Below are 12,415 nucleotides of genomic sequence, written 5' to 3' on the forward strand. Positions count from 1 at the left end.
CGGGGCGTGCGGGCGCGCGACGACGGGGCGGGCGGGTCTCGCGACGCGGTGCGCGGGCACCTCGGGGCGGTGGCGGAAGTCTTCACTGATCGTCGGGAAGAGCGGCGCGAACACCGTCAGAAGGACGGCGGCCAGCATGAGGATGAACTCGACCCAGACAACCCAGGTCGGGTAGAAGAGGCGCTGACCGGCGAGCGAGACGAAGGACGCCCACAGGATGCCGAGCCAGACGACCATCGACACCGAGAAGGCGACCGAGGCGAACTGGTCGATGCCGAGCGAGCCGACCCGGCGGATTCCCTGCGGCGACAGGCGTCGCAGCAGCAGCAGGAAGACGGCGACGGTGGGCACACCGATCGTGAGCACCCAGTCGATGCCCGCCGTCCACACCGATGACGACGCGCCGAGGCTGTAGATCGGGAAGAACGAGACGATGAAGGCGACCACCCAGATGCCGCCCAGCACGACCTCGCGCACCGAGAACGGACCGACGCCGTACTGCGGCGGTGCGCTCTCATCGACGGCGTCGGGGCCGTCCGTGAACGCGGCGAACGCCTCGCCGACCGAGTCGAACGTCACGTCGGGGTCGGGCGTGCTGCCGGTGACGACGCGGTCGGATGCCTCGGACGCGGCCCGCTCCGCCGGGGCGTCACCGGTGGTGCCGACGGCCTCGTCGGGCTCGGGGATGTTTTTCTCGTCGGTCACGATGATCGTTCCTTCCACAACGGTTTCGTCGCCTGCGATCCTACTCCAACGCCCTTCGCTCACCCGAGGCACTGCGGCCCGAGCAGACCTTTGAGTTCGCCGTACAGATCGACCGACACCCCCACCCGAGCGGGCACTTCGAACACCTTCGCCGTGCTGCCCCGGTGGAGCTTGAGCGTCACCTCGGTGTCGCCGGGGTGCCGCTCGAAGACACGGGCGAGCTCCCCCACGGTCGACTCGGTCGCCCGATGTTCGGGCATCAGCAGGATGAGAGGGCCCGACGTCACGGCGGCGCCGAGGTCGGGGGTGAACGCCGACTGGCCGTGCAGGTTCAGTCCGTCGTCCCGGCGCGAGACGCGGCCGCGCACCACGAGGATCGAATCGGCGACGAGCATCGATTGGAACTCGGTGTACGTCTTGCCCATGAACATGACGGTCACCTCGCCGTCGAAGTCTTCGACGGTGATCATGCCGTAGGGGTTGCCGCTCTGCTTCGCGACACGATGCTGCACGCTCGTCACGAGCCCCGCCACCGTCACGATGTCGCCGTCTTCGACGGCCTCGTCCGACAGCAGGTCGTGGATCGACGTCGACGCGTGCTTGGCGAGCGGAATCTCGAGCCCCGCGAGCGGGTGGTCGGAGACGTACAGACCGAGCATCTCGCGCTCGAAGGCGAGTTTGTCTTTCTTCGTCCACTCCGGGCGCGGCGGCACCTTGGGCGGCACGGCCTCTTCGGCCGCGTCGTACAGGCTGTCGAAGTCGAACCCGATGGCGCCCTGCGCCTCGTTGCGCTTGCGCCCGACGGCCGCCTCGGTGGCATCCTCGTGGATCTCGAGCAGCGCACGACGGGTGTCCCCCATCGAGTCGAACGCGCCCGCTTTGATGAGCGATTCGACGGTGCGCTTGTTGGCGACGTGCATCGGCACCCGACCGAGGAAGTCATGGAACGAGGCATACGGCGCTTCGGTGCGCGCGGCGACGATGCCGTCGACGACGTTGGTGCCGACGTTGCGCACGGCACCGAGACCGAAACGGATGTCTTCGCCGACGGCGGCGAAGTAGCGGATCGACTCGCTGACATCGGGCGGCAGCACCTTGATGCCCATGCGGCGGCACTCGTTGAGATACACCGCCATCTTGTCTTTCGAGTCGCCGACGCTCGTGAGGAGGGCCGCCATGTACTCGGCCGGGTAGTGCTCCTTGAGGTAGGCCGTCCAGTACGAGACGAGTCCGTAGGCGGCGGAGTGCGCCTTGTTGAACGCGTAGTCCGAGAACGGCAGCAGGATGTCCCACAGGGCCTGCACGGCGCCTTCGCCGAAGCCGCGCTCTTTCATGCCGCCCGAGAAGCCCTCGTACTGCTTGTCGAGCTCGGACTTCTTCTTCTTGCCCATCGCGCGGCGCAGAATGTCGGCCTGACCGAGCGAGAACCCGGCGACGCGCTGGGCGATGGCCATGACCTGCTCCTGATAGATGATCAGGCCGTAGGTGGTGTCGAGGATGTCTTTGAGCGGCTCTTCGAGCTCGGGGTGGATCGGCGTGATCGGCTGCAGACCGTTCTTTCGCAGCGCGTAGTTGGTGTGCGAGTTCGCCCCCATCGGGCCCGGGCGATACAGCGCGATGACGGCCGAGATGTCTTCGAAGTTGTCGGGCTTCATGAGGCGCAGGAGCGAGCGCATCGGCCCGCCGTCGAGCTGGAAGACGCCCAGCGTGTCGCCGCGGGTGAGCAGGTCGTAGGCGGGGCGGTCGTCGAGCGGGAGGTGCTCGAGGTCGAGCTCTTCGCCGCGGTTCATGCGGATGTTCTCGAGCGCGTCGGAGATGATCGTGAGGTTCCGCAGCCCCAAGAAGTCCATCTTGATGAGGCCGAGCGACTCGCACGACGGGTAGTCGAACTGCGTGACGATCTGGCCGTCCTGCTCGCGGCGCATGATCGGGATGATGTCGAGCAGGGGCTCGGACGACATGATGACGCCGGCCGCGTGCACGCCCCACTGGCGCTTCAGGCCCTCAAGGCCGAGGGCCCGGTCGAAGACGGTCTTCGCCTCGGGATCGCTCTCGATGAGCGTGCGGAACTCGCTCGCCTCTTTGTACCGCTTGTGCTCGGGGTCGAACATGCCCCCGAGCTCCATGTCTTTGCCCATGACGGCGGGCGGCATGGCCTTGGTGAGGCGCTCCCCCATGCTGAACGGGAATCCGAGCACCCGCCCGGCGTCCTTCAGTGCCTGCTTCGACTTGATCGTGCCGTAGGTGACGATCTGCGCGACGCGCTCCGAGCCGTACTTCTCGGTGACGTACTCGATCACCTCGCCGCGGCGACGGTCGTCGAAGTCGACGTCGAAGTCGGGCATCGAGACGCGATCGGGGTTCAGGAACCGCTCGAAGATGAGGCCGTGCTCGAGCGGGTCGAGGTCGGTGATCTTCATCGCGTACGCGACCATCGACCCGGCTCCCGAACCACGGCCGGGACCGACGCGGATGCCGTGGTCTTTGGCCCAGTTGATGAAGTCGGCGACCACGAGGAAGTACCCCGGAAAGCCCATCTGCAAGATGATGCCGGTCTCGTACTCGGCCTGCTTGCGCACCTTGTCGGGAATGCCGCCGGGGTAGCGGTAGTGCAGCCCCGCCTCGACCTCTTTGATGAGCCAGCTGTCTTCGGTCTCGCCGTCGGGCACCGGAAAGCGCGGCATGTAGTTGGCGGCGGTGTTGAACTCGACCTCGCACCGCTCGGCGATCAGCAGCGTGTTGTCGCACGCTTCGGGGTGGTCGCGGAACATCTGCCGCATCTCGGCGGCGGTCTTGATGTAATAGCCGTCGCCGTCGAACTTGAAGCGGTTCGGATCATCGAGGGTCGACCCCGACTGCACGCACAGGAGCGCCTCGTGCGCGTCGGCCTCGTGCTGGTGCGTGTAGTGCGAGTCGTTAGTCGCGACGAGCGGAATGTCGAGGTCTTTCGCGAGCCGCAGCAGATCGGTCATCACGCGGCGCTCGATCGAGAGCCCGTGATCCATGATCTCGGCGAAGTAGTTCTCTTTGCCGAAGATGTCTTGGAACTCCGCCGCCGCGGCGCGGGCGGCGTCGTACTGCCCGAGCCGCAGGCGGGTCTGCACCTCACCCGAGGGGCAGCCGGTCGTGGCGATCAGCCCCGAGCCGTAGGTCTGCAGGAGCTCGCGGTCCATGCGGGGCTTGAAATAGTAGCCCTCCATGCTCGAGCGCGAGCTCAGCCGGAACAGGTTGTGCATGCCCGCGGTGTTCTGGCTCCACAGCGTCATGTGCGTGTAGGCGCCCGAGCCCGACACGTCGTCGCTCTTCTGATCGGGCGAGCCCCATGCGACGCGCGACTTGTCGCTGCGGTGGGTGCCGGGGGTGACGTAGGCCTCGAGACCGATGATCGGCTTGACGCCGGCGGCCTTGGCCGCGTTGTAGAACTCGAACGCCGCGAACGTGTTGCCGTGGTCGGTCACGGCGATCGCCGGCATGCCGTATTCGGCGGCCGCCTGCGTCATCGCGCCGATCTTCGCGGCCCCGTCGAGCATCGAGTACTCGCTGTGCACGTGCAGGTGTACGAAGGAGTCGGATGCCACCAGACGAGTCTACGGCGGCGCTCCGACACCTAGGCTGAGGGCCATGGCCACCCCCGATTTCGTCGTGTCTTTGCGTGAGCGCATCGGCCACGCTCCCCTGCCCCTGGTCGGCGTCACGGCCGTGATCGTGCGCGGCGACGAGGTACTGGTGGGCCGCCGCGCCGACAACGGAGCGTGGCAGTGCGTGTCGGGGATCGTCGACCCGGGCGAGGAGCCGGCGGATGCCGCGGTGCGCGAAGCGCTCGAAGAGGCCGGCATCGTCGTGCGGGCGACCCGGCTCGCGCTCGTGCAGCAGCTCGATCGGATCACCTACGCCAACGGCGACCAAGTCGACTACCTCGATCTCGTCTTCCGCTGCGAGTGGCTCTCGGGCGACCCCCATCCCGCCGACGGCGAACTCACCGAGGTGGACTGGTTCGCCCTCTCCGCCCTGCCGGACGTCGACGATTTCCACCGTCGCAAGATCGCCGCCGCCCTCTCCGGCGAGGCATCCGCCGTCTTCTTCGGCGGTCGCTGACCGACCCGGGCTGGCGAGGCATCCCCCCGTCTCTCAGGGGCGCCGGTCTCAGCGCGCGCGGCGGCGCAGCAGCTCTTCGCGCACCTCGCGGCGCTGCACCTTGCCGACGAGCGAGCGCGGCAGCGTGTCGAACGGCACGATCGTCTTCGGCACCTTGTAGGCGGTGAGGTGACCGCGCGTCCACTCCCGGATCGCCTCGGCGTCGAAGACGGCGCCGGAGCGCAGCACGACGGCGGCGGCCACCGACTCGCCGCCCGCCGAACGCGGCAGACCGACCACGGCGGCGTCGACGATATCGGGGTGCAGCAGCAGCGCCTGCTCCACTTCGCTCGGGCTGATGTTGAAGCCGCCCGAGATGATGAGCTCCTTCAGCCGGTCGACGACGGTGACGAAGCCCTCGGCGTCGGCCGTCACGATGTCACCGGTGCGCAGCCAGCCATCGGCGAGCAGGGTGCGCGCGGTCTCGTCGGGCTGGTTCCAATATCCCTGGAACACCTGCGGCCCCCGCACGAGCAGCTCGCCCGGCTGACCGAGCGGCCGATCTACGGTGGGATCGTCGGGGTCGACCACGCGGATCTCGGTGCTCGGGAACGGCACACCCACCGTGCCGATGCGTCGACGCGGACCCATCGGGTTGCCGAGGCTGATCGGCGACGACTCGGTCATGCCGTAACCCTCGACGAGGATGCCTCCCGTCGCCTCCTCCCACCGCCGCACGGTCGAGGCCGGCAGCGCCATCGCGCCCGAGATCGCGTTGCGCAGGCTCGACAGGTCGATGCCGGCACGCGCCGTGGCCCGGGCCAGCGCATCGTAGATCGGCGGCACGGCCGGGAGGAACGTCGGCGGCGTGCGGCGGATCGCATCGAGGGTCATCGTCACGTCGAACGTGGGGAACAGCACGATCCGCGCGCCGATCGACAGCGCCGTCGTCATGCACAGCGTGAGCCCGTAGGCGTGGAAGAGGGGCAGCACCCCGTAGAACACCTCTTTGCCGAGCACGAGGCCGGGAACCCACGCGACCGACTGCGCCGCGTTGGATCGCAGGTTGCGGTGGCTGAGCACCGCCGCCTTCGGGCGCCCCGTCGTGCCGCTCGTGAACTGCAGCACGGCGGTGTCGTCGAGAGTCGGGCGCGCGGCGGCGCGGGGCAGGCGGCGCCCGCCCAGCTTCGCCCACGGCCGCACACCCTTGGCCTTCGGACGCGCGGTGAGCGCGGCGCGCTTCTCGCGGGCGGCGCGCACGGGCAACCGCAACGCCACGCGCAGATGCCAGGGCATGGCATCCGGCAAGGTCACCGCGACGATGTGCGCGGGACGGATGTCGGAGGGGAACTCGGCCACCGTGTCGGCGATCGCATCCCACACGATCGCGACCTTCGCATGGTGCACCTCGAACAGGTGGCGGAGCTCGGGCGGCGTGTAGCGCGGGTTGTGCTCGACGACGATCGCGCCGAGGCGCTGCGCCGCGTAGAACGCGACGACGTGCTGCGGGGCGTTCGGCAGGATCAGCGCGACACGGTCGCCCGCCCGCACGCCGAGGCGCCAGAGGCCCGCCGCGGCGCGCGCGACCTGGTCGCCGAGGTCGCGGTAAGTGGTCACGGCGCCGAAGAACTCCAGCGCGGGGCGGCGCGGGTAGCGGGCGACCGCGTCGTCGAGCATGTCGACGAGGGTCTGCGTGACCGGCTCGATCTCGGCGGGAACGCCGTCGGCGTACGAGGCGAGCCACGGGCGGGCGGTGAGCTGGTCCATGCTCCGAGCGTAGACACCGGCGCGTGCGCTGTGGGGAATGCGCGCACGCGCTGTACGCGCGCGGACAGCCGGCGGGCCCGCGATTCAGCCGCGCAGCACCTCGAGCGCGTGCGCCAGGTCGGCCGGGTACTCGCTCGTGAAAGTCACCCATTCCAGCGAGACGGGGTGGGTGAACGACAGCTCGTGCGCGTGCAGCCACTGCCTCGTGAGGCCGAGCCGTGCCGAGAGGGTCGGGTCGGCGCCGTACAGCGGGTCGCCGACGCACGGGTGCCGGTGGGCGGCCATGTGCACGCGGATCTGGTGGGTGCGCCCCGTCTCGAGGTGGATCTCGAGCAGGGATGCCGAGGGGAACGCCTCGATCGTCTCGTAGTGCGTGATCGAGTCTTTGCCGTCGGGGGTCACCGCGAACTTCCAGGAGTGCGACGGGTGGCGACCGATCGGGGCGTCGATCGTGCCGGCGAGCGGATCGGGGTGACCCTGCACGACGGCGTGGTAGATCTTCTCGACCTCGCGCTCTTTGAACGCCCGTTTGAGCGCGGTGTAGGCCCGCTCGCTCTTCGCCACGACCATGAGCCCGCTCGTGCCGACGTCGAGGCGGTGCACGACGCCCTGACGCTCGGCGGCGCCGGTCGTCGCGATGCGATAGCCGGCGGCGGCGAGGGCACCGAGCACGGTCGGCCCCTCCCAGCCCACCGAGGGGTGCGCGGCGACACCGGCGGGCTTGTCGACCACGACGATGTCGTCGTCGTCGTAGGCGATGCCGAGGTCGGGAACGGCGATCGGCACGATCTCGGGCTCGCGACGCTCCTGCCAGTCGACCTCGAGCCACGCATCGGCCCGCAGCTTGTCGCTCTTGCCGAGGGTGCGCCCGTCGAGCTGCACGCCACCGGACTCGGCAACCTCGGCCGCGAAGGTGCGCGAGAAGCCGAGGAGCTTCGCCAGCGCCGCGTCGACACGAACGCCGTCGAGCCCGCCGGGCACGGGGAGGCCGCGGGTGGGCATCTCAGGCGTCCGCGCGGGGCACGACCGAGGCATCCGCGTCGCTCGTCGCCCCGGACGTCGTCGTGGCGCGCGGCTCTCGTGTGCCGTCGAGGCGGAAGCCGAAGAGCACGAGCAGGGCGACCGAGATCATCATCGTGACGATGAACATGTCGGCCACGTTGTAAATCGCGGGCATCATCCACGGCGTGTAGATGAAGTCGACGACATGACCGACCGCGAAGCCGGGCTCGCGGAAGAGCCGGTCGGTGAGGTTGCCGAGGATGCCGCCGAGCAGCAGGCCCAGCACGACCGCCCACAGTCGACCGCGCACGCGCATGACGGCGAGCGAGACGATGATCAGCGCGGCGAGGCCCAGGATGATCGTGAACACCCAGGTGACGCCCTCGCCGAGCGAAAACGCGGCGCCGGAGTTTCGCGTGAGATAGAACTGCAGGAAGTCTCCCCACACCTGCACGGCCCGCTCATAGGGCAGGTTCTGCAGGGCGAGATGCTTCGTGAACTGGTCGACGGCCAGCACCACCACCGCGAGGATCGCGATGACGATGCCGGCCGTCGTGGGACGCAGTCGTGTGCGGCCTTCCACCGTCCTGCTCAGGAGGCCGAGACAGACGAACCCGAGGTCGCGCCGGCGACGTCGAGGTCGCGCAGCTTCTCCTCGATGAAGCCGCGCAGCTGCGAGCGGTAGTCGCGCTCGAACTGACGCAGCTCACTGATGCGGGTCTCGAGGGTCGCGCGCTCGGCGTCGAGACGTGCGATCTCGTCGCGGCTCTTCGCTTCGGCTTCGGCGACGATCGAGGCGGCCTGCGCCTGTGCGTCGGAGATGAGCTTGTCGCGCTGGGCCTGGCCCTCGGCGACGTGCTCGTCGTGCAGGCGCTGCGCGAGCTCGATGATGCCGGCGGAGGCGGCGGCGCCACTGCCGGCCGCGGCGGCGGGAGCAGGAGCCTCTTCGACGACGGCCCCGGACTCGGCGACCGGAGCGGCCTCGACCACGGCGACCGGGGCCGCGGCGGCGGCGGCCTCGAGCTCGGCGACACGGGCCTTCAGCTCTTCGTTCTCGGCGATCGTCTTGCGCCACTCGACGACGATCTCGTCGAGGAAGTCGTCGACCTCATCCGGGTCGAAGCCCTCCTTGAAGCGGACGTGCTGGAACTGCTTAGTGACGACGTCTTCGGGGGTCAAAGCCATGGTGTTTCCTCTTTCGGGGCTCACGACGCGAACCGATCGGGGCGGCCCGCTTTCCGCGGGCCTGTACTGGAACAGCATAGTCCGCACACCCGAGGGGTGCGACGACACCGTCACATGCGCGCGATCGCCCCCGTGATCGACAGCAGCACGAACACAACGAGCATTGTCAGGGGAAACCCGAGGTCGAGGGCGATCGGTCCGAGCCGGAGCGGCGGGATGAGTCGACGGAAGAAGCGCAGCGGAGGGTCGGTGACCGTGTAGACGACCTCGGCCAGCACGAGGCCGAAGCCCTTCGGACGCCACTCCCGATTGAAGATCGGGATGTACTCGAGGATCACCCGGGCGAGCAGGAGCAGCAGATAGATCAGCAACAGGGTGTTGACGACACCTGCCGCCAGCGCGACGAACGGCACGACTACTGCGTGAAGGGTGCCGCCTCGGGGTCGGCCGGCGCGAGAGTGCCGTCGCCCGAGATCGCGACGTTCTCGGGCGAGAGCAGGAACACCTTGCTGGTGACCCGCTCGATGCGCCCGTAGAGACCCAGCGACAGACCGCTCGCGAAGTCGATGAGACGGCGCGCGTCGGCGTCGCTCATCTGCGACAGGTTGATGATGACGGGAATGCCGTCTCGGAAGTTCTCGGCGATCAGCTGCGCGTCACGGTACTGCTTGGGGTGGACCGTGAGGATCTCGCTCACCGTGCCGGCCGTGGGCTGACGCACGACCGCGGGACGGTGCAGCGGCGTCACGGGAGCCGCCTTCTCGACGACACGCTCGTTGCGCTCGCGGCGCACGGGCGCCTCGGCGACCGGCTCGTCGTACACCTCTTCCTCGTCGGCGAGGCCCAGGTACACCATGGTCTTCTTGAGCGGGTTCGACATCGCATCCTCCGTTTGCTCGTCTGTGTCGAGGTTAACCGTGCGCGGGGCGCGCGCCCGTGATTGCCGTGCCGATCCGCAGGTGTGTCGCGCCCGCGGCGATCGCTTCGGCGAAGTCTCCCGACATGCCCGCAGAGATCCACGTGGCATCCGGCACCACGGCGCGGACGGCCGCGGCGGATTCGGCGAGCCGGGCGAACGCCTGGGCGGGTGCGCCGCCGAGCGGGGCGACCGCCATCACGCCCCGGAGGCGCAGCGACGGGCACACCGCGGCGATGTGCTCGGCGAGCCGCGCCGCGCCGGCGGGATCCACTCCACCGCGCCCGGGGTCGTCGGTGAGGTTGATCTGCACGCACACATCGAGAGGCGCGCCGTCGGGGTCGGCGGCGTGCAGGGCGTCGGCGAGGCGGTCGCGGTCGACGGAGTGCACGGCATCGGATGCCGCGCGCACGGCCCGCGCCTTCTTCGTCTGCACCTGGCCGATGAAGTGCCAGCGCACCCCGTCGAGGACGTGCCCGCCGCCGGCACCGGTGGCGAGCTCGGCTCGCTTCGCGGTGAGTTCTTGCTGCCGGTTCTCGCCGACGTCGCGCACGCCGAGTGCGGCGAGGTCGGTGACCAACTGCGCGGGGTGGAACTTCGTGACGACGATCCGCGTGAGGGCCCCCGGGTCACGGCCCGCCGACCGCGCGGCATCTGCGATGCGCGCGTCGACGTCGGCGAGCCGTTCCGCCAGGGTGGGTCCCGAGTCGGTCGACGAGGTCACTTCAGGAAGTCGGGGATGTCCAGGTCGTCGGCGCCGTAGACCGACTCGTACGAGTCGGTGGCGGCCGATACGGTCACCGCTTCGCGCTCGTCGGCGTCGGCGGTGCGTGCCGCCTCGTCGGCGGGCACGGCGGGAACGACCGGCACCGACGCGGGGCGCTGCGCCGTGATCGGCTCGATGCGCGCCTGCGGCTCGCCGCCGTCGAAGCCGGCGGCGATGACCGTGACGCGCACCTCGTCGCCGAGGGTGTCGTCGATGACCGTACCGAAGATGATGTTCGCTTCGGGGTGCGCCGCCTCGCGCACGAGCTGCGCGGCGTCGTTGATCTCGAAGATGCCGAGGTTCGAGCCGCCCTGGATCGACAGCAGCACGCCGTGCGCACCCTCGATGGATGCCTCGAGCAGGGGCGACTCGACGGCGAGTTCGGCCGCCTTGATCGCCCGGTCGGCGCCGCGAGCCGAGCCGATGCCCATGAGTGCGGAGCCCGCACCCTGCATGACCGACTTGACGTCGGCGAAGTCGAGGTTGATGAGACCCGGCGTCGTGATGAGGTCGGTGATGCCCTGCACACCGGCCAGGAGCACCTGGTCGGCGGTCGCGAACGCCTCGATCATCGAGATGCCGCGGTCGCTGATCTCGAGCAGACGGTCGTTCGGCACGACGATGAGGGTGTCGACCTCTTCTTTGAGCTTGTTGACGCCGGCCTCGGCCTGGCTCTGCCGGCGACGACCCTCGAACGAGAACGGGCGCGTGACAACACCGATGGTCAGGGCGCCGATCGACTTGGCGATCCGGGCCACGACGGGTGCACCACCGGTGCCGGTGCCGCCGCCCTCGCCGGCGGTGACGAAGACCATGTCGGCGCCCGCGAGGGCCTCTTCGATCTCTTCGGCGTGGTCTTCGGCGGCACGACGGCCGACCTCGGGGTCGGCGCCCGCGCCGAGTCCGCGGGTGAGCTCGCGGCCCACGTCGAGCTTCACGTCGGCGTCACTCATGAGCAGCGCCTGCGCGTCGGTGTTGACGGCGATGAACTCCACACCCCGCAGCCCGAGCTCGATCATCCGATTGACGGCGTTCACGCCGCCGCCACCCACACCCACGACTTTGATCACCGCGAGGTAGTTCTGGTTCTGGCTCATGCCGGCCTCCAATGTGTCCCGAACCCTGACTGTCAAACCTTGAACCTCAAGTTGAGGTTTAAAGAATTGCCGAGTATGCAATTCCCTGGATTGAAAGTAAGCGGGCGAGAGCCCGCGCCCGGCGAGGCGGTGGGCGTGTCGCGCACAAACACGCGCGGGGTCGGCTCGAGCGGGCCGATCAGCGCATGACGACGGCGTTCGGCGACGACACGTCGTAGCTCGAGACACCGTCCGGCGGGCGCGCGGTCATCGCTTTCGCGAGCACGACCGCCTTGTACGCCGAGTCGTCGGCGTTCCCCCAGACCACCTCGGTGCCGGTGCCGCCGAGCGTGAGCGTCACATCGTTCGCGGTCGTCGCCGTCATCTGCGTGACCTGACCGCGGATGTCGTCGGGCAGCGAGCGGAAGACGGTGCCGATCGCGTCGAAGGCATCCGATCCCACGCCGCCCGTGGCGACGATCACCGGATGCCCCGCCGCCGGCTCGGGCGTCGTCGAGAGCGCGACCCCCGCGGCATCCACCAGCGTGTAGCCCGCCGCCGACTGGATCGACCCGATCGGGGTGCGCTCGACGATGCGCACGACGAGTTCGTGCGGCGGGCGCGCCTCGAGCGTGTACGACTCGACGAGCGGGAACGTCACGAGGACGGCCTTGACCGACGACGAGTCGACGAGGGGCAAGGGTGTGCCGATCTGCCCGGCGAGCGCCGCCTCGACCGCTCCGGCATCGAGCGTGCTCGTGCCCACGACGCTCACCTGCTCGACCGCGAACAGCGGACTGTACGCGGCGCCGAGGGTGCCGAGCACGAGCAGCAGGAGCGCCGCGAGTGTGCCGCCCCACAGCATCCGCCGCCGCCGCTGGCGCACGGTGAAGCGACGCACCTCGGCGCGCAGCGCGCGGCGGC

Annotated in this window: 11 protein-coding genes and 1 pseudogene; 1 reads left to right on the plus strand and 11 read right to left on the minus strand. The window is 69.4% G+C overall.

Annotated elements, in window-relative coordinates; translation table 11 throughout:
• Positions 1–705 (minus strand): annotated as a pseudogene (locus G3N18_RS14305) (hypothetical protein); the annotation flags it as partial.
• A 59-nt stretch (positions 706–764) separates the two neighbouring features.
• Positions 765–4,235 carry a DNA polymerase III subunit alpha gene (gene dnaE, locus G3N18_RS14310; RefSeq protein ID WP_230404209.1) on the minus strand — a complete coding sequence of 1,157 codons (3,471 nt, stop codon included), beginning with the start codon at positions 4,233–4,235 and terminating at the stop codon, positions 765–767.
• A gap of 91 nt (positions 4,236–4,326) precedes the next feature.
• On the opposite strand from dnaE, the gene G3N18_RS14315 reads away from it, so the two are divergent.
• Positions 4,327–4,800 carry an NUDIX hydrolase gene (locus tag G3N18_RS14315; protein WP_196384946.1) on the plus strand — a complete coding sequence of 158 codons (474 nt, stop codon included), beginning with the start codon at positions 4,327–4,329 and terminating at the stop codon, positions 4,798–4,800.
• Positions 4,801–4,848: 48 nt separating this feature from the next.
• On the opposite strand, the gene G3N18_RS14320 is transcribed toward G3N18_RS14315, so the two are convergent.
• The 9 genes from G3N18_RS14320 to G3N18_RS14360 all read right to left on the minus strand — a co-directional run.
• Entirely contained in the window at positions 4,849–6,546 is a 1,698-nt protein-coding gene (locus G3N18_RS14320; RefSeq protein WP_196384947.1) for a long-chain-fatty-acid--CoA ligase, read from the minus strand.
• 84 nt (positions 6,547–6,630) lie between these two features.
• On the minus strand, positions 6,631–7,548 hold the full coding sequence (locus G3N18_RS14325) for an RluA family pseudouridine synthase (protein ID WP_196384948.1): 918 nt from the start codon (positions 7,546–7,548) through the stop codon (positions 6,631–6,633).
• Position 7,549: 1 nt separating this feature from the next.
• On the minus strand, positions 7,550–8,131 hold the full coding sequence (lspA, locus tag G3N18_RS14330; RefSeq protein ID WP_196384949.1) for a signal peptidase II: 582 nt from the start codon (positions 8,129–8,131) through the stop codon (positions 7,550–7,552).
• Between the two features lie 8 nt (positions 8,132–8,139).
• Positions 8,140–8,733 (minus strand): DivIVA domain-containing protein, encoded by a 594-nt coding sequence (locus G3N18_RS14335; RefSeq protein ID WP_196384950.1) that lies wholly within the window; start codon positions 8,731–8,733, stop codon positions 8,140–8,142.
• Between the two features lie 110 nt (positions 8,734–8,843).
• A complete protein-coding gene (locus G3N18_RS14340) occupies positions 8,844–9,146 on the minus strand; it encodes a YggT family protein (protein WP_196384951.1) in 303 nt (100 codons plus the stop codon).
• Positions 9,147–9,148: 2 nt separating this feature from the next.
• Positions 9,149–9,613 carry a cell division protein SepF gene (locus G3N18_RS14345; RefSeq protein ID WP_196384952.1) on the minus strand — a complete coding sequence of 155 codons (465 nt, stop codon included), beginning with the start codon at positions 9,611–9,613 and terminating at the stop codon, positions 9,149–9,151.
• A 31-nt stretch (positions 9,614–9,644) separates the two neighbouring features.
• Positions 9,645–10,373: a YggS family pyridoxal phosphate-dependent enzyme gene (locus G3N18_RS14350; RefSeq protein WP_196384953.1), complete on the minus strand. Its 729-nt coding sequence runs from the start codon at positions 10,371–10,373 to the stop codon at positions 9,645–9,647.
• Positions 10,370–11,512, minus strand: a complete 1,143-nt coding sequence (gene ftsZ, locus G3N18_RS14355; protein WP_196384954.1) for a cell division protein FtsZ — start codon at positions 11,510–11,512, stop codon at positions 10,370–10,372. Before ftsZ ends, G3N18_RS14350 begins: the two co-directional genes overlap by 4 nt.
• Before the next feature lie 178 nt (positions 11,513–11,690).
• Positions 11,691–12,415 (minus strand): cell division protein FtsQ/DivIB (locus G3N18_RS14360; RefSeq protein WP_196384955.1); only part of this gene is annotated, 725 nt, incomplete at its 5' end.

The organism is Microbacterium paulum (genome assembly GCF_015707995.1).
GTDB classification, from domain to species: domain Bacteria; phylum Actinomycetota; class Actinomycetes; order Actinomycetales; family Microbacteriaceae; genus Microbacterium; species Microbacterium paulum.